The sequence below is a fragment of the Dorea sp. AF36-15AT genome (assembly GCF_003477705.1).
Taxonomy (GTDB): Bacteria; Bacillota; Clostridia; order Lachnospirales; family Lachnospiraceae; genus Claveliimonas; species Claveliimonas ammoniilytica.
In genome coordinates this window covers 151,584-173,993 of sequence record NZ_QUDV01000001.1, presented here as the reverse complement: position 1 = coordinate 173,993, position 22,410 = coordinate 151,584, and the positions used below count along the sequence as shown (strand labels likewise).

Genomic DNA, 22,410 nt, shown 5'->3' with positions numbered 1-22,410 from the left:
CAATTTGTTAACAAGCGTAACAACTCGCCTTACATATTACCCCATTTACAGTAAAATTTCAATGATTTTCCGGTAGTTTTTAAGATTCCTCGCCTGATAACAACCGTTTCATCCAGCTGTTCATGCTGTATTTTCTGTACAATTCTTCCGGAAGATCCTCATAGGGATTTTCAAAAAAGGCTTTTCTCTCTTCTTCTGTTCCCGGGTATACCAGAATGTTACTCTTTCTGTAAAAATCATAATTCACAATATCGACATTCGTCGTAATCAATTTTCGCTTCGCTCCCATACATTCAAAACACCTGAGTGTAAGGCCTGTCTGACCTCCCTGCGGAGCATCCAGAATGCAGGTGGATACCTCCATCCCCTTCACAATGTCCGCACCAGACAGCTTAACTTTCTGAAAATCTCGATATCTCGCATGCCGGTATTCCTTTGCCGTCACTTTATGATATACGTATTTCAAAACCGACGGAATGTAATGATATATAAACTGCCTTGGCAGTTCCGGTTTCAAATCTTCCGCCATCCGGTTGATTTCCAGATATTTCTTAGGATGTGCGGTTCCTACATAGAAACAGTCATACCTTGGCACCGACCGCTCTTTTTTTCCGATTTTTTCATAAATTCTTGTGTAAAACGTCGGCATAAACCGATAGATCGAATTCCGTTCTGCATCTGCCTTTTCAAATGTATAGATCCTGTCAAAATATGGATGTATACTCTTACAATATGGGAGATTCACTTCTGAATCCCACTGGTACAAAATAAATTCTGCCTGTCTTTGTAATCTCCGCATCTCACAAAACATATCTGAAGTGAATGCACAAGTCATGCCGGCTACTAAAAGGACCTTGTCATATTGCTCTTTTTCAACCAGAGGCAGTGCTTTTTCTTTGTAATATCTTTTCGCTGATCCACTGATCAGCTTTTTATTAATCCTGCCAAGTGCTTTGGATATGTTAGAATTGCTCGGTGCATCGCACAGATAATCCACATGATATCCCAGTTCTTCTGCCTCCAGTATCATATCCTTATAATATCCAAAAAATACCGGAGCAATCAACAGTACTCTCTTCATAATTATCCTATTCCTCTTCACCCATATCAGAAAACCTGCGGATCACATTCATCCATAATTCCCATTGAATCCTGAGGCATTGTCGCCAGTCCGCTTTTTCTGTATGTACTTTATATTTCTTATCACACATCCGAGCCCCCTCTGCCAGACCTTTCAGATATGTAACTCCTAATCCCTTCTTTATAAAAAAGGCAGCCTTAGCTCCAAATCCTGCTGTCAGGAACGGAAGGTTTAATATAATCTGCCATGTTGGCATATTTTTATAAATCAGATAAATATTATTCTTAGACGAATGCTGTACTTTAAATTCATTATATCTGGAACCGCTGGATGCACTTCCCACATGAACGACCTCAGCCTTTGGCTCATATACATTCACATATCCATATAATCTTGCACGATATCCGATATCAATATCCTCCAGATATGCAAAATGGCGTTCATCAAATAGTCCGATCTCGTCAAATACTTTCCTGCGGTATATTGCTGCACCACCACATGCTGCAAATGTCTTCACACAGTAATTATACTTCTTTGCTGACTGATCTTTTCCTCTGGCAAATGCCCATCCAAGCGCATTATAATACGTGCCCGCACTGTCAATTCTGGCTTCATCCTGATACTGAAGCATCTTCGCTTCTACCGAAAAGATCTTTTCACTCCGTTCTATTCTGCGAAGAAGGGCTTCTACAAAGCCTTCTCTCACCAACGTATCATTATTCAGTAACAATACATATTCCGTATCCGAAGCTGTAATGCCTTCATTCACTGCCCGGCAAAATCCATAATTGCGATCCAATCGTATTATTCTGGTCTGTGGATACAACTTTATAGCTCTGTTCAGACTGTCATCCTTTGAGCCATTGTCCACTACAATTACTTTTATCTCAGCCCTGGTCTCTTCATACAAAGACGCAAGACACGGCACCAGATATTTTTCACCATTATAATTCGGTATTACTACCGTTACTTTACACATGCACTGCTCCTTATTCTCCATTATCCTCTGTACTATCTTCTGAATCATCAGGATAAATACCCGTCACATCCTTAATGTGATCACTGATCTCTTTCACTGTATCCGTTGGTGTATAATCCTCATCAGGGAACAGAAACTTATGAAGCTTGATTACATTTTCTTCTAATCCCTTCGGTACAACATAGGACCCCTGATATCCCGGTATCGAATCCGGTGTCTCATTATCCATTGGAAATCCTTCATTGTCACCAATGGAATACTGCAGAAGACCGGCACTCATTTTCACAATCTCCCCCGAGGTAAAACTGGTCGTAATCTCAGGAAAGACCGCATCGATAATCTTATTGATGGTACTTAAGTCTGCCTTTTTTGCTTTCTCTGCAATCTTCTCAATCACAAGGCGCTGTCTGGATGTCCTCTGGAAATCTCCACCTTCTGTATAACGAATACGACTGTAAGATACCGCCTGTACTCCATTTAAATGATAGGTTCCTGCCACTTCAGGCTCAATCTTCTTGTATTTTTTACCTGTAATTTCAGAAGTCTCTACACAATAGTTATTCATGTGTACCACTTCTTCATCCGTAAGATCCAGATCTATACCACCCAGCAGATCTACTACATCTGCAACTGCCAGAAAATTCACGCTGACATAATCCTGAATATTCAGATCCAGATTGCGATTCAACATATTAACCGCAGCTTCTGCCCCGCCAACGGCATATGCTGAATTAGCTTTATCATACGTATCATCTTCTGTATTCAGGAGCGTATCCCGATATACAGACACCAGCTTCACTTCTTTTGTGTCATTATTAATGCTTGCTATGATAATGCAGTCACTGCGCGCATTACCTGTGTCCTCCGGTCGCCTGTCATCACCAAATATCGCCACATTCATATAGCCGTCCTGGCTGATTCCATTATTCGTCAGATTTTTCAACGGATTCACATTCAGCTTATCTAATTTAAACATTCCATAAGCGATTACGCTAAGAATGCATAATATCAATATCTCTGCTACCAGAAACACGATCCGTCTTCTGCGCTTCTTTCTTCTCTTTTGTCTGCGCATCTCCTGTTTTTTTCTTGCCAGTCTCCGGTCGTCTCTCTGTCCCATATCTCTGTCTCCCCTTCGATCAATATGCGTTTTTATTTACAAATCCCTTAAAAAATGTCATGATCAGTATCTTAAAGTCCAATCCTAATGTCCAGTTCTCTACATAATACAGATCACAGTCAATTCTCTTACGAATGGATGTATCTCCCCTGTACCCATTCACCTGTGCCCATCCGGTCAGTCCCGGACGAACCTGGTGTTTCACCATATATCTCGGTATCTCTTCTTTGAACTGCTCTACAAACTGTGTCCGCTCCGGTCTTGGTCCAATCAGACTCATATCTCCCTTGAACACATTAAACAGCTGTGGAAGCTCGTCAATACTTGTCTTACGGATGAATTTGCCAACCCTGGTCACTCGTGGATCGTTCTTGGTTGTCCATCCTTTCTTTTCTTCTTCCTCTGTCTGTACTACCATCGAACGGAACTTGTACATCATAAACGGTTTATTCTTAAGCCCTACTCTCTCCTGCTTGAATATCAGAGGTCCGGGCGAACTCACCTTAATCGCGATCATCGTTCCAATCATCACAGGCGAGAATAATATCAATGCCACTGTTGCGCCAAAGATATCCACCCCACGCTTCATGAATCGATTCAACGGATCATGAAGCGGAACCCGGCGGATGTTGATCACGGGAAGTCCCTGAATATCTTCCGTATAAGGCTTCGTCGGTATGACATTATTATAATCAGGAATAAATTTCGTATGCACACCGGATTTCTCGCACATGCCTACAATCCGTTCCAGCTTGTGATATTCTGCCAGTCCAAGTGTGATCACAATCTCATCCAGGCGATTTTCCGGTAAGATAATGGATAAATTATCGATTCTTCCGATTACTTTATACCCCCGGTACATGGTGCCTCTCGGCATATTGTCAGCCAAAATGCCTCGTACCGTATATCCCCATTCCGGATTCTGGATAATGCGATCAATATACTCTTCCGCTGCACGGCTGTAACCGATCAACAGGATCTGCTTCTGATTCAATCCATTCTTCCGAATCTTCCGCAGAAATATCCGAATAACATTACGCATCAGTACATCCAGAAAGATATTAATACATAAGAACACAAACAACATCTTTCTGGAATAATCGGTCTGATGGCGCAGATACAAAATCATAATAAAACATGCGATACCTGTTACATTGGCCTGTACTACATGCCAGGCTTCCAGTCTTCTTCCCTGCACACGTTTCGGAGTATATAGCTGAAATGCATAATATAAGATCAGATATCCCGGCACCACAAAAATGAGTGCACGCATATATGCCTGCAATGACAGATACCAGGCATCTAATGCAAAAAAGCCGGAGCGGAATCTAAAAAACCAGGCAAGCATATATGCTATCACCATTACAACCGCATCCAGCACTACGTGAATTCTATTTAATAATTGCTGATTATTCTTAATCAAGGGGTCACCAACTTCCATTATTTTTCATTTCTCATAATACTATATTTTCACATAAAGAGCAAGCCACAGTGTTTTTCTTAACTGATACTTAAGAAAAACACTGTGGCTTTTATCATTTTGATTATTCTTTTTGATTATTGCGAAGACTGTAATCCCATTTGGTTAATGTCAGATTCGGATTGTACATTGGATCGCCCTTCTTCAGAAGTTCCAGCCAATGACTCCGCATATATTCGATCTCATTCTGGAATCTGCGTATCTTTTCTTTGGAATCTTCCGTTCCTCTGGATTTCGATTCAAAATGGTATAATTCCACATTTGGATCATACACTACAAGATATCCCTTTTCTCTTGCCCGCAGGCAGAAGTCTACATCATTAAACGCAACCTTCAACTCTTCTTCCAAGCCACCAAGTTCCTCATACACAGATCGCTTCACCATCATACACGCCGCAGTCACTGCGCTCAGATCCTGCTGGATGGATGCTTTGTGGAGATATCCGGTAAACATCCTTGGCATTCCTACAAACAATGCTCCAGCCACGCCTCCGATACCAATCACAATACCGGCATGCTGGATCGTATCATCCGGATAATACAGCCTTGCGCCTACTATCCCCACATCTTTACGCTGGCAATTGGCTGTAAGTTCTTCTAACCAGTCTGTCGTGATTACTTCTACATCGTTATTCAGCAGAAGCAGATAGTCACCCCTGGCATGTTTTACGCCAAAATTATTAATTGCAGAATAATTAAATTCATCCGACCAGTATACAATACGGATCTTGTCAGACTCAATCTTCTTATAATATGCAAAGGTTTCGTCCTCTGTACTGTTGTTCTCTACAATAATAATCTCATAATTCTTATAAGAAGACTTTTCAATGGACCGCAGACATTTGTCCAGTGATTCCACCTGATCCTTGTTCGGGATAATGATTGAAATTAATGGACTGCCCTGCACCTGATATTTTACCCGGTAAAATCCCAGATCTTTCTCGTGGCTCACTTTACCAATCTCACCACACCGTTTCAGATGATCTTCAATTGCTCTCTTTCCGGCATCAAATGCATACATCTTGCTTGCCGGATTGTCAGCTGTTGATGCTTTGTGTACTCGCCAGTGATACAAGATTCTTGGAATATGAGCAATTCCCTTTGCCCGTTCCGTACACTTAAGAATCAGATCATAATCCTGTGCCCCATTATATTCGCCATCTTCTCCGCCAACTTCTTCTACCAGCATACGTTCTGCCACAAAAAAATGAGTAATATAATTATTGGACCGGAGCAGATCTTTATTATAATCCGGTTTCATATGTGGCTGAAAATGTTCCGACAGATCCATGGTTATCTTGTCTTCATCCGAATACAATACCTGCGGTCTGTCATTTTCATTGATCATTTTTACCACTTCATACAGTGCATCCGGTGTCAGCAGATCATCATGATCCAACAGTCCGATATAATCTCCTGTTGCAATCGCCAGTGCGGCATTCGTGTTCTGTGCAATTCCTTCATTTTCCGGAACATCTTTTACCTTAATTCTTTCATCTTTCGTAGATGAGATGCGTAAGATTTCTGCCACTGTTTCATTGGCAGGATTGGCATTAGCAATACACAGTTCCCAATTGTCGTATGTCTGCTTTCTCACCGACTGGATCATCTGCTTCAGAAACTCTTCCGGCGTATTGTATACAGGCACCAGAATACTGATCAACGGTTCGTATTCAAATTCTGTATCACGCTGCCTTTGTAATTCTTCCATTGTCGGCTTGTGGTTCTTATACCATTCTTCATAATCCACATCGTCCGCCTGAAAACGCTCTGTCAAGCGAATCCAGAACTCCTTCGGTCCAAAGTGCTTCATATAAAGCAGACCTTTTTTTATGTTATATGGTGATAATCTTTTTGCAATTTTCAACCAGTCTATCTTATACGTATCCATACTACTCTCCTGCTGCTTCTTTCTTAAACACAAAAAGTCTCTGTCCCAGATAATTAATCACTACAAACAGTACCATGCCTACCAGCATCGCGCCATTATCCTGAATCTTGACAGACTGTCCAGACAGGAGCATGCGCACCAGCGGTTTGGCAATGCCATATGCTATAGCATAACATATACTGATATTAATCACAAACCGAAATACCACCTGCCATGAGCGTTCTTTATTCTGAAACGTAAAATTCTTATTCAGGAAATAACTCAAAATACTTCCAAAAATATAATTGCTTGCAGAAGATACCCAGTAACTCAGATGGAACACATTATAAAACAGGAACATAATTGCAGTACCAAATATAGTATTTGCAACTCCTACCATTGCAAATCTGATAAAAGTACTATCTATTTTCTTCATTCTCTGCACCTTAGAACTTAAACGTATCCTTTAATACTGCCCATTTCTGGTCTTTGTCACTCAGATTCAATGCTGTTCCGTCTGCAAGATGATATCCTTCTGCTGACGGAGTTCCGTTGTATTCACCCTGAAGCTCCGGCCATGTAATACCGATCTCCGGATCATTCCATGCAAGTCCACCTTCATCACCCGGATGATAAAAGTCTGTACACTTATAACAGAACTCAGCAATATCACTCAACACAAGGAAGCCATGTGCAAATCCCTCTGGAATATAGAACTGCTTCTTATTCTCTTCTGTCAGCTCTACACCAAACCATTTTCCATAAGTCTCGCTTCCACTTCTTAAGTCTACTGCCACATCAAACACAGACCCCTTCACCACTCTTACAAGCTTGCCCTGTGGAAATTCTTTCTGGAAATGAAGACCTCTCAGCACACCCTTTGTCGAACTAGACTGATTATCCTGTACAAACACCATATTCAGTCCTTCTTCTTCCATATCTCTCTGATTATAAGTCTCCATGAAATATCCTCTGGCATCTCCGTGAACTGCCGGTTCGATTACGCACAGTCCTTCAATACCGCCTGCATTCTTCTCTACTTTAATCTGTCCCATTTTATCTTCCTCCAGTTATATACACCAAATCTGCCCGGTTGATTATACCAGGCAGATTCTATTGTTTACTTATTAAAATTAAAACTCGATTTCTTTCAGATATCTGGATAATGCATCCTGCCATGTCGGCAATGGTTTGAATCCATTTTCCACAAGCTTACTCTTATCCAGACGGCTGTTAAATGGTCTTGCAGCCTTTGACACGCCATATTCTTCTGTTGTTACCGGTGCAACACTCAACCGGTCTTCCGAATATTCTTCATGTCCCATAGCAACTGCCTGACGAAAGATTTCCTTGGTAAAATCATACCAGCTGATATAGCCGCCTTCGTTAGTTGCATGATAATATCCATATTTTTCTGTCTCTATCATATCTACCAGAAGACGTGCAAGATCAAATGTATACGTCGGTGTACCAATCTGGTCATTTACAACTGTAAGCTTATCGTGTGTCTTACCGACATTCAGCATCGTCTTAATAAAGTTCTTGCCATTCTTGCCAAATACCCATGCGATACGTACGATAAAATATTTGTCCAGATTACCGGATACAGCAAGCTCTCCATCCAGCTTTGTCTGTCCATATACATTCAGAGGTGCGTAATCCTTGCAATCTGGCTCCCATGGCTCTGTGCCCTGTCCATCAAACACATAATCCGTACTGATATATACCATCTTGCAATTCAGTTCTTTACACATCTTTGCAATATTTTCGGTACCGCCTGCATTAATCGCATGTACGATTGCCTGTTTATCTTCATCCTCTGCATTATCTACTGCTGTCCATGCTGCACAGTGAACCATAACATCCGGATTCACTTCGCGCATTACCTTTTCTACAGATGCAGCATCTGTAATATCCATCGGAACATATGGCATTGTGGTTACCGGAGTTCCGTCCTGAATACCGCTGTATTCTTCCTTGATGTCTGAACCTACACCTTCATAGCCGCGCTGTGCCAGCTCATTCATCACATCATGTCCAAGCTGTCCGCCTACTCCTGTTACTAATACCTTCATTTATTTAACCTCCTGACGGTGTGCATACATTTTCTCATAATAATTCTGGTATTCACCTGAGATAATGGTCTCCCACCACTCTTTGTTATCCAGATACCACTGGATTGTCTTCTTGATTCCATCTTTAAACATGGTCTCTGGCAGCCATCCAAGTTCATTGTGAATCTTGGTAGGGTCGATTGCATAACGCATATCGTGTCCCTTACGATCCTCTACATATGTGATCAGGCTTTCCGGTTTGCCAAGTTCTTTGCAGATAATCTTTACGATATCAATATTCTTCATTTCGTTGTGACCACCGATGTTGTATACCTCGCCAACACGTCCGTTATGAATAATCAGATCGATTGCTTTACAATGATCCTCTACATACAGCCAGTCACGGACATTTTCACCTTTTCCGTATACCGGAAGCGGTTTGTCATTCAGTGCATTTGCAATCATCAGCGGAATCAGTTTCTCCGGGAAATGATATGGTCCGTAGTTATTTGAGCATCTGCTGATAGTCACAGGCAGTCCATATGTTCTATGATATGCAAGTACCAAAAGGTCTGCACCGGCCTTTGATGAGCTGTACGGGCTGCTGGTGTGGATTGGTGTCTCCTCTGTAAAGAACAGATCCGGTCTGTCTAACGGCAGATCTCCGTATACTTCATCCGTAGATACCTGATGATAACGCTTGATACCGTATTTTCTGCAGGCATCCATCAGCACTGCTGTACCTTTGATATTGGTATCCAGGAATACTTCCGGATTCTCGATAGAACGGTCTACGTGACTTTCTGCTGCGAAGTTCACTACCATATCCGGCTTTTCTTCCTCAAACAATTTGTATACAGCTTCACGATCTGTAATGCTTGCCTTTACAAAACGGAAATTCGGGTTATCCATTACAGGCTCCAGTGTAGACAGATTACCTGCGTATGTCAGGCAGTCCAGGCATACGATTCTGTAATCCGGGTACTTATTCAACATGTGAAATATAAAGTTACTTCCAATAAATCCGGCTCCTCCGGTTACAATAATAGTCATAATAATACTTCTCCTTCTGTTGTTATTTTATTATTTGCTCACATGTAAAGCGACCGCTTACATGCAAGCATGACGCATCAGCTTTACATGTGAGTAATGGTTTTGGGCAATCACTCGTTTAGTACAGGTTTTCCTGATATTTACCATCTAATACGTCTTTCAAATACTGACCATACTGATTCTTCTTCAGTACCTCATATACCTTCAGCACTTCCTCTTTGGAAATCCAGCCATTCAGATATCCAATCTCTTCCAGACACGCAATCTTACGATGCTGATGTGTCTCTACTGTCTTCACAAAGTTTGTAGCATCTACCAGACTCTCATGTGTACCGGTATCCAACCATGTGAATCCCTGTCCGAGAAGTTCTACATTCAGATTGCCTTCCTCCAGATAAATACGGTTCAGGTCGGTAATCTCCAACTCTCCTCTGGCACTTGGCTTCAGGTTCTTCGCATACTCTACGACCTTATTATCATAGAAGTACAGCCCCGTTACACAATAATTGCTCTTCGGATGCTCTGGCTTCTCTTCAATAGAAACGGCCTTGCCATTCTGATCAAACTCTACGATACCGAATCTCTCCGGATCATCTACATAGTATCCAAATACGGTAGCACCCTTACCCGACTCTGCATTCTCCACTGCTGTTGTCAGACGTTTCTTCATACCGTGTCCTGCGAAAATATTATCTCCCAATACCATCGCAACGGTATCATCACCAATGAATTCCTCTCCAATGATGAATGCCTGAGCCAGTCCATCCGGGCTTGGCTGTACTGCATAAGACAGCTTCACTCCAAACTGATGTCCGTCTCCCAACAGTTCTTTGAATCTCGGTGTATCCTGTGGTGTAGAAATAATTAAAATATCACGGATACCTGCATTCATCAGAACAGACATCGGATAATAGATCATCGGTTTGTCATAAATCGGTAATAACTGTTTGGATGTAACCATCGTCAGAGGATAAAGTCTTGTTCCAGATCCTCCTGCCAAAATAATTCCTTTCATTTGAACCTCCTGCATATTACATGCTTCGATCGTGGGATACAAACATCCCAGTCTTTTGTCATCTTATGATTGCATTATAAAAGGTGACCTTAGGTCACCTTCAAGTCTTTTTAGAAAATATTAAGATTTATTTTTTAATCTCACACACAAACACTCCTGCATCTTTGGTTATCTTAAATCCATCTTTCGTCTTCTTCCGCACATAATTGCGAAATTCGCTGTACCGGTTCGGCAGATACTGTCCCTGATTACCATGACAAGAAAGCACATATGCTATCAACGGCTCCGGTTCCGGTACAACCAGATAATCTTCATACTGTCTCCATTCAATCTGCTCAAAGTAAGGATCCAGAATATCACGCCCATTCTCTTTGCCAAATCTTTCATACAGATGCTCTGCAGATAATATGATATGCTCATCGAACTTCTGCACCAACTGGCTTACCTCTTTCATATGACTGCTGCCATAAGCTCCACACACAAATATCCCGCCCGGTTTTAATACCCGGCGTATTTCACTACAAACCCGTCCGATATCTTCACAGTAAAACAACACATGATTCGCCGTCACAACATCGAACATATCATCCTCATACGGAATCTTACACGCATCCGCCGTTTGAAAATAAAACCGTTTATCTCTCACACCGATTTCTCGTCTGGCATCTCTGAGCATTCCTTCCGAAATATCTGTCAGATGCAATTCTATCTGTTTTGGCAGCTTCTCCTTATTTTCTTTCCACAGTTCACCATCACCGCAGCCAAGTTCCAGCACTTTCATATTAGACTTCAGATCTAACTGCTCATAGATCCACGGAAACCATCCCTGCGTGTTCTGCGAATAAAGACTGTGAAGATTAATTCTTGCCGAAATATTCGATGCATCCTGATACTGGTTCTTCAAACTTTTCTCCATACCGGTTAGATGGATCAAATTCAACATATTGCTCCAGTCTACCGTCCGTTCCGTCTGGATCACATCCATCGTATCCTGAATTGCCTGCTCAACCAGCTGCATCTGTTCCAGCCTGTCCTTCACAAGCTTTAACTGAATCCCCAGTGAATTCAGAAGGAAATGATAATCCACATCGTCAATCGTCATTTCTCGAATATCATACAATGAGAATCCCAGGTACTTAAGAAGCAATATCTGCTGAAGCCTTGCAAAGTCCTCTTCCGTATAAAACCTGGCTCCTGCCTCACTTACCAAAGATGGCTTTAATATATTCTGTTTATCATAATATCGTATTGTCCGAAGCGTTACACCCGCCATGCGAGCAAACTCCCCAGAAGAATAATAACCTGGTTTTTTCATTGTCACCTTTATACTTCACTTTTGCTGATCAGACAGTTCTTTTGATAAAATGATGCTCCGTATTTTATCACCTTCTGATATCCCTGCGCAGAGATACCATCTGCATACCGCATATCGTCTATCTGATCCATTGCCTTTTCTGCCGACTTCTGCAAACTCTGCATACTATCAGCAATCTTAATTTCTATAATAACTGCCTGGCGTTTTTTCTTATTTTTTATTACCAGATCCGGTCTACCCAGACCACTTTCATAATTAGACTCTACTATATATCCTGCATTTGTAAATAATCCTGCTAAAAATGCATGATAGAAACTTTCTGCGTAATCATGATAACTGATCGTTTCAAACAAAAGATCTGATATCAGTTCTGATAAGCTACTGACATCTTCATTCCACAAAGCTATAAACAAGCTACTTCTGTCCCGAACTGCTATCTGCTCATCAAACCAACGCACTACACTTTTTCTGAAAATATCCATAATTTCTGCATTCGGGATTTTCAAAAAAGCTTTCGTCTTTCCCTGCAATGGCTGTCTGATGTCCTTGGTCAGATATCCGGTCAGATATAATACGCTCCACAGATTTTCTTCCGAATCCGTCAGATTTTCATATGTCAGATTATCTGTAATCTCAACTTCTATTGTTTCACCAGCAAGAAGTCTCTCAAAAGAATCCGTCACATCCATGCCTTCGCAAGACAAAAATGTACGAATAATATCATTATGACTCGTATTTTCCCAGAAATTCTCCGGTTCACTTTCTGATTCAAATGCCAGTTTATTCAGATAACACAACACATCCCACGGACAGTAAATCTCCGTCTTTCCAAAACAGTATCCATCATACCACTTTTTAATCTGACCCTGATACTTAATATTCCCGGTATCCTCCAGAAGCCTTTGTACCTCTTCATTGGTAAATCCAAAATAATTACTGAATCTTTCATCCGCAATTGTATCTGCCACAAAATTATTAGTACCCGTGAAAATACTTTCTTTAGAAATACGCAGACATCCTGTGATTACAGAAAATTTAAGTGCTGTATTATCCTTCAGCGCCTGACTCATCATAGTGCCGATCACGTCCAGCATCTCATTGTAATACGCCTTGTTTCCTGCTTTTGCCATCGGCACATCATATTCATCAATAAGCAGAATCACCTGTTTTCCGTAATATATCTGCATCATACGCATCAATACCCGAAGGGAGATCTGCACATCTGTTTTATTCCCCTGTCTGCGTTTCAATCTACCAAAGATGTCTTTATAGGATTCATCAATTTCCATACTCTCTTCCAAGTATGTATGTTCCACATACAGCTGCGAAATAACAGACTGCAACAATCCATACGCGTCTTCGAAGCATTCTCCGCCTACGTCCTTAAAACTCAGAAAAATCACAGGCCATTGATTCATCCATCCTTGACACAACTTCTGATCCTTTGCAACCTTCAAGCCTTTAAACAAATCTCTGTTTTCTCTTCGAATGTCAAAGAAAGATGCCAACATACTCATCACAAGCGTCTTTCCAAATCTGCGAGGTCTTGTAAAAAGTGTAATCTCTGCAGGTTCTGTCTTCAGTAACGTCTGAATCAGATCTGTCTTATCCACATAGTAATAGTCATTTTTCCTGATTTTTTCAAATTCTGAAATTCCAATTGGGATATTATACTGCATCACTTTTCACCTCCACACTGCACATATATTTTATTATAAAATATCTCCCGGCTTTCCACAACAAAAAAACGGGAATACAATCCAACACTATTTTCTTCTTTTTAATGTTCTCGTAACTCTCCTCAGTGGACTGGTTACTTTCCACGATGTCGAAGACATCACTTCATCGACAAGAAATTGTAACTGCTCTACTTCTCTCTGTTTATTTTCTATTGCTTTTTGCTTTTCTTCCACGTCAGCTTTTAAATGCCTGATATCACCCTTCGCTTTTTCCAGTTCCCCTAATAAATCAAAATTTCTTGTACGATATTCTTTGTAGTACTCCGACAGGGAAAATTCCATTTTTTCTTCCAATACCTTTAACATTTTTTCATTGTCCAAAAGTTCCTCATACTTTTCCAACCCAAGAAAATTTGCATTATCTCCTGAACATCGAAGTAATATATGAGCCTTCTCACACTCGAGTTCTTCCTGACTTTCTGATTCAGGATTTATGAAGTCTTCTTTAAAATATCTGACAAGATCTTCATTGTCGATATTCTCCATAATTCTTTTTCTTGTCAGCATCATTATATTAGGGAATGCGTATATTCTCCCATCAGTTTTCCCACTAATTTTGTTTACCGTTTCTTCCCATCTGTATCGCACGAGCTTTTCTTCCAATATATGAATCGGATACTTCATCACGATTCTTGTCCACAATTCATAGTCCTCTGCCGGAACATATGCCAAATGATAGTATCCACCCACATGTTCTAAAACATTTCTTCGAATCACTACTGATGGATGACACAAACAATTCCCTTGATAAAAGAAAAAGCGCAACCATTCTCTCTGTGATTTATTCTCCGCACTGTTAAACAACTGAAAATATTCATCATACATATCATTTGCTATATTTGAATATTCATCAATAATATTAACTTTCGTAAAGCATGCCCCGCATTCAGAATGGTTTTCCATGTACTGCACTTGGATTTCCAATTTATTTAACTCCCAAACATCATCACTGTCAATCCTTGCAATATATTCTCCGGACGCCATTGAAAGCGCTAAATTTAACGAATACGCAATATTTCGGTTTTTCTCTGCATAATATTTCTTTATTCTTTTATCATGATAATTTTCAATAACTTTCCTCGATGAATCTGTTGATGCATCATCAACTATAATAAATTCAAAGTCTTTATAAGTTTGGCTTAACACACTGGAAATAGATTCGTCCAAATGCTTATCACCATTATAATTAGATAACAATACACTCACTTTCGGCATAATGCACCTCCCATACAGCGTACATTCTTTTTTTCATTATATAACAATTCCCGGTTTTCTAAAACAGAAAACCGGGAAGTATCTTTAGCCCCCAATAATTACTTAAACACTTTACTCAACCATCTGATAAATAAAATCACATAAAGAATGAATATTGCTGTAACGACAAAAGTCTCTATATCAAATCGATGTGTTATAGTTCGCAATACCATCACACCTTCTGCTTTTTCTCCTTTTACCTCAAGAGGTACTTCTTTATCCGCTCCTGGAACCGCATACACGATTATCTGTGCATCCTTTTCGCACTGTTCGGCCGTCAGTTCAAATGTATATGTCTTTCCTTTACATCCTGTAAGTTCATCAAACTTCAGTGTAAAAAATTTGCCTGCTTTGATCTTTTCTAATGATACACTTCCGGATGCTACTTTTTTATCATCTTCATCTTTCAGAAGATAACTAATTTTCTTTTCATTTGCCTGCCCTGATACAGACATTTTTATATTGATACCATCTAGCCTATCCTCTTTCGAAGTAAAACTCTGAGATACCGTCTCACCCTGTTCCAGTCCAAGTGCAACATACTTACTGGTATCCACTGTTCTATCATATATGGCATTATTCTTATCCACAATAGCATACACACATGTAAAGGCTATCAGAACAACCGCAAAAATAATCCAGCCTAATTTCTTCTTCATTTCCTGCGCTCCTTATATTCTAATATGACGTTCTGTATATCTCAGCAATTTTTTTACAATCGCCAAACATTCGCACATTACCTTTTTCCAGCCAAACAACTTTATTGCATAATTCTTCGACCTGATCAATACTGTGAGATACAAAAAGCAATGTAGTTCCCTTGTCCAACATCTCCTGAATCCTTCTCTGACATTTTTCCTGGAAACGAAAATCTCCAACTGAAAGAACTTCATCACAAATCAGAATATCCGGTGTACCTATTGTTGCAATCGCAAATGCCAGTCTTGAAACCATACCAGAAGAGAAATTTTTAACCGGAACATCGATGAAATCACGTAATTCTGAAAATTCTATAATTTCTTCGTAATGCGCTTCCATTTCCTCATGGGATCTACCCATAAGAGCTCCATTAAGGAAAATATTTTCACCTGCAGTCAAATCAAAATCAAATCCAGCTCCAAGTTCAATCAACGGTGCAACCTCACCACGTACAGCCACAGAACCTTTGGTCGGCTTCAGCACACCCGCAATAATCTTCAGCATCGTACTTTTACCACTACCGTTCAATCCGATCAGCCCCAGTGCATCTCCTCGCTTAATACTAAAAGACACATCTTTCAACGCCCAAAATTCATTGGTAGAAATCTGGCTTTTCAGTGTTTTGATAAAATATTCTTTTAAACTGTCCACTTTTTCAGATGCAAGTGCAAAACGCATAGACACCTGATCCACACTGATAATGTCTGTATTATCCATTCTTCTTTTCTCCTATATATCCAAGATAAATGTATCCTGACGTTTGTAGAATACATACAATCCAATTACCATTACCATTGCTGTTTCAACTGCTGCCAACAAAATCGAGCCAATACTTGGCAACATATTATTCAGCATAACATCTCTAAACATCATCAGAATATTGGTGATCGGATTCAATAACACAATCTTCTTCAACCATTCTGGCAAAATTGACATCGGGTAAATAACCGGTGTCAGATACATCAACGCTGTAACGAATACCGAATACAGATGCATAATATCTCGGAATTTAACTGTAATCGCTGATAGAATCAGCCCGACGCCTAAAGAAAAGAACACAATAAAAATCAATGGTATTGGCGCTAAGAGCACTGTATAATGAAGTTCCACCCGCATAGCAAGCATTACAAAAATCATCGCTGTAAAAGATGCCAACAGATTAATTGAGCTAGAAAAAATACGCGACAGTACAAACATATATTTAGGAACATATATCTTTTTAATCAATGGTCCATTCGCGACAATTGCTCCCATAGCATTTGTGGTTGCTTCATTAAAAAAATTAAAAATCAACTGACCACTGAGCAGATACACTGGAAAGTATTCCACATCAAATTTAAACATATTAGAAAATACTACTGACAATACCACCATCATAAATAATGGATTTAAAATCGTCCAGAAAACACCCAGTATAGATTTTCTATATTTCGTCTTAATATCGCGCATTATCAATTCATTTAATAATGGTTGAAACTTTTTAAAATTCTGTATATAGGTCGACACTTCGCTTCCTCCGAAAAATAATAGTAGATTAGGAACAAAGCCTAATCTACTATATTATACTTAACCGACTAATTACTGTCAACAATTGCTAGCTTCCCAATCGAAAAGGTTCCAAAAGTACTGAAAAATTCTTATTATAAAATGGATCTCCATGATCTAAATATTTCTTCCATTTTACACCAAAATGCTCGATCTCTTTTCTGAATCTTTCCTGTTTTTCTTTCGTATCTTCATAACCTCTTGATTTCGACTCATAATGATACCACTCCGCAAATGCATTATATACGATCAGCTTATTTAATTCTCTCAGCTTCAGGCAATAATCCACGTCATTGCAAGCTACTACAAACTGTTCATCAAAGCCTTCCACCTGTTCAAACAAGCTTCTTTTCGTCATCATACATGCTGCAGTAACTGCACTGTAATCACAATTGATTACCGCTCTGTTCATGTATCCGCATTCATCTTTTTTGATATTACTATTTACATGACCTGCATAATTGCCAAAACCGATCACAACCCCGGCATGCTGAACCGTATCATCTGCATACAGCAGTTTAGCGCCTACTGCGCCCACTTCCTCACGCATGCAATGTCCAAGCATTTCCTGTATTGCTCCCGGCGAGATCAGTTCGGTATCATTATTTAAAAACAAGAAATACTCTCCCTCGGTAAAAGATACACCATAGTTATTAATTGCAGAATAATTAAATGCTTTTTTCCATTCAACGACTTTAATCACAGGATACTGCTCTTGCAATTCCTGATAATACCGGAATGTATTCTCTTCTTCACTATTATTCTCTACGATGATAATCTCATAATTTGTATAGGCAGATTTCTCCACAATAGATGAAATACATCGTTTCAGATCATCAATATGATCTTTATTCGGAATAACAATTGAAACCAATGGGTCTCCCGGCGTTTCATACACCACATGATACATTCCCCACAGACTCATCATTTCAACATGTGCAGATATGCCACAGCGTTCCAAGTGTGCTTCAATCGCCCGTTTTCCGGCGTCATATGCATAAAGTTTGCTTTCCGGATTACCTGCAACGGACTGATCATGAATTCTCCAATGGTACAGTATAGAAGGTATATGACAAATTGATTCTGCTTTTTCTATACAGCGAAAGACAAAATCATAATCCTGTGATCCGTCATAACTTTTATTAAATCCTCCCACACAGTCCACAATGCTCTTTTTTACAACAAAGAAATGGGTAATATAATTATGCGAGCGTAAAAGATCAATGCTAAAATCAGGTTTAAATGCCGGATTACAATGTTTTCCATCGCACACCATATCTTCATCCGAATACAATACGTCCCATGGTTTTTCCTGCAATTGAGCCACCACTTCATATAGCGCATTTGGCGCAAGCATATCATCATGATCAAGCAGTCCTATATACTCTCCTGACGCCAATTCCAAAGCTTTATTTGTGTTGATCGATATACCTTCGTTATCCTCCAAAACTCTGTACTTAATGCGAGATTCACCGGCACAATATTGCTGCATCCGGTCAATGATCAGCTGATTACCGCCACTGCCATCTGCAATGCATAATTCCCAGTTCTCATAAGACTGTGCCAGGACCGACTCCACCATATTTTCAAGATACTCTATCGGTGTCTGATATACAGGCACAATAATACTTATCTTCGGTTCCCAGGCAAACTTCATTCGACGTTGTTCCTGCAGTTCACTTTCCGATGCTTTATGATCTTCAAACCATAATTCATATGGTCTTCCTGCAGTCATAACCCGGTTTACAATATAACCTTTTAAGCCTTTTACACCATGTGATTGAACATAGGAAAGCACCTCTTTCGCTGCCCGCCGGTTCATATGTTTCGAACACTTTTTAATTATATCTATTTTACTGCTCATTTTTCACCTATCATAATACTAGCATTTTACTTTGTAAGCATATCAACAACATCCTTTTCAACATGAAATGTTGTATATTTATCCATAACTTTACGGAATGCCGCATCCGCGATTTGCTTCCGGAGCATCTCGGATTCAACAAGCTGTTCCAGAGTTTCTTCCCACTCTGCCTCAGACTTGCATAAATATCCGTCTACACCGTTCTCAATTGCCCTCTGCAGTTCCTGATTCCAGGATGCAACCGTCGGGACATGCACCAGTGCAGCCTCCATCCATTTATTTTCAGATTTGCAAGCATGGAAAAATGTATCTTCCAGAGGCATAAGATTGATGTCTGCTTTGGCAATTAACGCAGGAAGCTTTTTCCATATTATAAGCTTGAATCTTTCAATCCGATCCTTATAAACATTAAATTCTTCCGGCAAAGTAATCTGACCGCCGACTAACAGACATACATTTTCATTTTTTTGCATCAGATTCAGTAATGGCTGCTTTATCTTTTCAAAATCAGCATTGTGTGTCTTCGTGCCACTGAAATATCCAAGATATACCTTGTCATTTTTCTTTTCCAATGTTCTTCTCAACGAGCAGATCTGCATTGCCAGACTCGATACATTACGGTTAATACATACCGGTTTTCCCGGGAAATCTTTTAAGATCGCATCCTTCAAAGTATTTGTTGAAACAATATATCCGTCGCATGAAGCCATAATCTCTTTAATATCTTTTGAATATGCCTCAAAATTCTTATATTCTTTCCCTTTCAAAAATGATAAATGTTTTATATTCTCGTAATTAAAAATATAATCATCGATATCATAATATACTTCTTTACCAGCTCTATGTGCCTGTTTAATAATCTTGTTTACCACTTTCTGGTCGGCAACTCGATATAAGACAACACTCTGGTATGGTTTAAACATGCACCTCTTAAATTTGTCAAGCATAATGCATTTCGATGAAATTCCCTGCATTAATAATTGCTCACGCAAATGACTTACACGATATCTGGAAGCAAATGACTCTTCTCCGGCTATAAATAAAACCGATTTCTCTTTCCGCTCCATTTGCTTAGATCGAGCCATCACTTCACTCGCCTCTATCGCATCGACAACTGCCACTCCTGACATTTCATCCACAATCATGCCCTTTTCGTAGTTAACTACTCTCTCTACAGGCGCACCGATATTAAAGCACATGATCGGCATATTCATCTTCATGATTTCTTCTGCTGTATAGCAAAATGTTTCCGGCCAGATAGATGGAATCAAGAACATATCTATATCATGCTTTAATGTAAGTGCCGGGATACTGTCCGGAGCGTATCTTCCTGTCTCACTGAATAGCGGGCTGTTTATCGGTTCTGCACTGTATCCGATTAATACAACTCTGGCATTCATGCCTCTGCGCTCAATCTCTTTCAATAACTCTTTAACAATTTCAGCGCCTTTATGATAATTCAATATACCAAGCAAGCCAATGTTAAAAGTATCTGTTGTTTTATACTTTTTATCTAACTTCGGCATAAAACCGATCTGATGTGGCATCACCTTCACATTGTCCAGTTTTCCATATGCTTTTTTCAATAAGCGATCTGAATCATTTGAAAAAACTAAAATCGCGTCACATCGCTTCAAAAAATGTCCCCAGCGATTTCTCCACTCTTCCATCGACTGATAATCTCTCACATAATCCGGATGTACATTTGCAAAGCAATGCTTACAAGCTTGTGTACATTCTGGAATTGCGCAATATTTCTTATCAGAATTAACGAGATTGATCGTCGGGCATATAGCAAAATAGTCATGTAAAAGCATAATGAGCTTCACTTCATTCTGAGCTCTGTATTCTTCTATACGTTCTAACAGCTTATACAAGGTCGGATATGTCACAAGCTCATTGATCCATAACTCTTTTGCGCCAAAGAACTGCAAAGCTTTCATCAGCTCTTCCTGCGTTTTAACATAAAACTCATATTTATCCTTGTCAGCGTGCATGAAAATCTGATAGTAATCCTGAACATAATTATAACGAACTACATAAAAAACATATCCCTTGTCAAGATATTCTCTTTGCTTGTTGTTTAAGTATGAAGTTGCACCGCCTCCAATATCGTGATCAAATGCAACAATCACTTTTTCACTTTCACTCTTTTTCAACAATCTGTATTTTACAAGCTTTCTGATATCCTTATTAGGATCAACAGCAAAAAAGTGTGCAACCTGTTTATTATAAGTTGGATGTTTTTTACTTAAAATCTTCGCATGTTCTTCCAGATATCTTTTTTTATCTTCACTCAAAAAGCTTCCACCATGTTTGTGATATACAAACAGATTCTCTACCTGTACATTTCTGTAACCTGCCAGAATTGCACGTTGACACCAGTCATTCTCCTCACCGTATCCCATGCCAAAACTGTCTGCATCTAGCACTCCTATTTTTTCAATTGCATTTTTACTCATGCCCATGCAAAAACCGACGCCGGTAGGCAGTGATGCGTAACGCGGTACGATCTTCTGAAATTCCTCATCGATCTCAGCTAATGTGAAATCTTTGAACAGACTGTTATCCTCTCCCATTTTAGGAAAACTTACTAACGTTCCGCAATTTGTATATGGAGTAGACGATGCCACATCATCACTCTCCAAAATAGGAAGCATAAGTCTTTCCAGCCAGAGCTCCGGCAGTTCCACATCTGAGTTCACAAGAGCCACATGATGTCCTTTTGCCAATTCCAATGCCTTATTAACATTCTTAACAAATCCAAGGTTCGTTTCATTTTCTATCAATATCACTTCTGAATGCTTTCCCGCATATTCTTTTAAATAAGGAAGTACACGTTCATCCGGACTGCAATCGTTAAGAATAATCAATCTGTATTTCATCTCTGTTTTTTCAATAGACGAAAACAATGCATCAAAGTATTGATATCCATTATAAACCGGCACAATAACATCTATAAGTTCCGACTTATAATCGTTAGGGTAATACACTTCCCGCAGCTTGTCCGATGCAATAAGTCCCATCACTTCAATTTCTTTATCTCCGATATCAATCCCTTCAATATTAGGCTGTTTCTGTGGATCTACTTTCTCATCCGATTTATATTTTCCTAATTTCCATACATTTTTCTGACCGTTGAATTCAGATACCAGATTTACGCTGAATGACTCTACATTTTCAATCCGTACTTCCCCATAGAATCCACTTTTTTTTGCGTTTTCCATCTGAAATTCCCGGTATACATCCGAACGTTTCAAATGACTCGAAATATCAACAGGATACTTCACACGACCGACTTCTACAACCAGTTGCATTCTCTGCATTTTCTGCTTACCAGAA

The 22,410-nt window shown here is 39.7% G+C and carries 18 protein-coding genes; all 18 read right to left on the bottom strand.

Features of this window, described 5'->3' with window-relative positions; translation table 11 throughout:
• Positions 1–79 precede the first annotated feature (79 nt).
• The 18 genes from DWZ93_RS00725 to DWZ93_RS00640 all read right to left on the bottom strand — a co-directional run bounded on the left by DWZ93_RS00725 (position 80) and on the right by DWZ93_RS00640 (position 22,394).
• Positions 80–1,081, bottom strand: coding sequence for a hypothetical protein (locus tag DWZ93_RS00725; protein ID WP_118451696.1), 1,002 nt, complete (start codon positions 1,079–1,081; stop codon positions 80–82).
• Positions 1,082–1,088: 7 nt separating this feature from the next.
• Positions 1,089–2,060, bottom strand: a complete 972-nt coding sequence (locus DWZ93_RS00720) for a glycosyltransferase family 2 protein (protein ID WP_118383353.1) — start codon at positions 2,058–2,060, stop codon at positions 1,089–1,091.
• Between the two features lie 10 nt (positions 2,061–2,070).
• Complete coding sequence (locus DWZ93_RS00715; RefSeq protein ID WP_118383274.1) at positions 2,071–3,180, bottom strand: LCP family protein; 1,110 nt, start codon at positions 3,178–3,180, stop codon at positions 2,071–2,073.
• A 19-nt stretch (positions 3,181–3,199) separates the two neighbouring features.
• Positions 3,200–4,603 (bottom strand): undecaprenyl-phosphate glucose phosphotransferase, encoded by a 1,404-nt coding sequence (locus DWZ93_RS00710; RefSeq protein WP_118383352.1) that lies wholly within the window; start codon positions 4,601–4,603, stop codon positions 3,200–3,202.
• A 121-nt stretch (positions 4,604–4,724) separates the two neighbouring features.
• Entirely contained in the window at positions 4,725–6,551 is a 1,827-nt protein-coding gene (locus tag DWZ93_RS00705) for a glycosyltransferase family 2 protein (protein WP_118451695.1), read from the bottom strand.
• A 1-nt stretch (position 6,552) separates the two neighbouring features.
• On the bottom strand, positions 6,553–6,966 hold the full coding sequence (locus tag DWZ93_RS00700; RefSeq protein WP_118384445.1) for a GtrA family protein: 414 nt from the start codon (positions 6,964–6,966) through the stop codon (positions 6,553–6,555).
• Between the two features lie 10 nt (positions 6,967–6,976).
• Positions 6,977–7,585 carry a dTDP-4-dehydrorhamnose 3,5-epimerase gene (rfbC, locus tag DWZ93_RS00695; RefSeq protein WP_118384444.1) on the bottom strand — a complete coding sequence of 203 codons (609 nt, stop codon included), beginning with the start codon at positions 7,583–7,585 and terminating at the stop codon, positions 6,977–6,979.
• A gap of 78 nt (positions 7,586–7,663) precedes the next feature.
• A complete protein-coding gene (gene rfbD / locus DWZ93_RS00690) occupies positions 7,664–8,605 on the bottom strand; it encodes a dTDP-4-dehydrorhamnose reductase (protein WP_118451694.1) in 942 nt (313 codons plus the stop codon).
• Positions 8,606–9,637 carry a dTDP-glucose 4,6-dehydratase gene (gene rfbB / locus DWZ93_RS00685; RefSeq protein ID WP_118384442.1) on the bottom strand — a complete coding sequence of 344 codons (1,032 nt, stop codon included), beginning with the start codon at positions 9,635–9,637 and terminating at the stop codon, positions 8,606–8,608. It lies immediately after the preceding gene.
• Positions 9,638–9,755: 118 nt separating this feature from the next.
• The gene (gene rfbA / locus DWZ93_RS00680) at positions 9,756–10,652 is read right to left on the bottom strand and encodes a glucose-1-phosphate thymidylyltransferase RfbA (protein ID WP_118384441.1); all 897 of its coding nucleotides are present in this window, start codon (positions 10,650–10,652) and stop codon (positions 9,756–9,758) included.
• Positions 10,653–10,779: 127 nt separating this feature from the next.
• Positions 10,780–11,967 carry a MerR family transcriptional regulator gene (locus tag DWZ93_RS00675; RefSeq protein WP_118451693.1) on the bottom strand — a complete coding sequence of 396 codons (1,188 nt, stop codon included), beginning with the start codon at positions 11,965–11,967 and terminating at the stop codon, positions 10,780–10,782.
• 8 nt (positions 11,968–11,975) lie between these two features.
• Positions 11,976–13,646, bottom strand: a complete 1,671-nt coding sequence (locus DWZ93_RS00670; RefSeq protein ID WP_243061085.1) for an AAA family ATPase — start codon at positions 13,644–13,646, stop codon at positions 11,976–11,978.
• An 87-nt stretch (positions 13,647–13,733) separates the two neighbouring features.
• Entirely contained in the window at positions 13,734–14,921 is a 1,188-nt protein-coding gene (locus DWZ93_RS00665; RefSeq protein ID WP_118384438.1) for a glycosyltransferase, read from the bottom strand.
• Between the two features lie 98 nt (positions 14,922–15,019).
• Entirely contained in the window at positions 15,020–15,619 is a 600-nt protein-coding gene (locus tag DWZ93_RS00660; protein ID WP_118451691.1) for a hypothetical protein, read from the bottom strand.
• A 19-nt stretch (positions 15,620–15,638) separates the two neighbouring features.
• Positions 15,639–16,376, bottom strand: coding sequence for an ABC transporter ATP-binding protein (locus tag DWZ93_RS00655; RefSeq protein WP_118384436.1), 738 nt, complete (start codon positions 16,374–16,376; stop codon positions 15,639–15,641).
• A gap of 12 nt (positions 16,377–16,388) precedes the next feature.
• Entirely contained in the window at positions 16,389–17,165 is a 777-nt protein-coding gene (locus DWZ93_RS00650; RefSeq protein WP_118384435.1) for an ABC transporter permease, read from the bottom strand.
• An 88-nt stretch (positions 17,166–17,253) separates the two neighbouring features.
• Positions 17,254–19,026, bottom strand: a complete 1,773-nt coding sequence (locus tag DWZ93_RS00645; RefSeq protein ID WP_243061042.1) for a glycosyltransferase family 2 protein — start codon at positions 19,024–19,026, stop codon at positions 17,254–17,256.
• 68 nt (positions 19,027–19,094) lie between these two features.
• Positions 19,095–22,394: a glycosyltransferase gene (locus DWZ93_RS00640; RefSeq protein ID WP_158574266.1), complete on the bottom strand. Its 3,300-nt coding sequence runs from the start codon at positions 22,392–22,394 to the stop codon at positions 19,095–19,097.
• Positions 22,395–22,410: the final 16 nt, after the last annotated feature.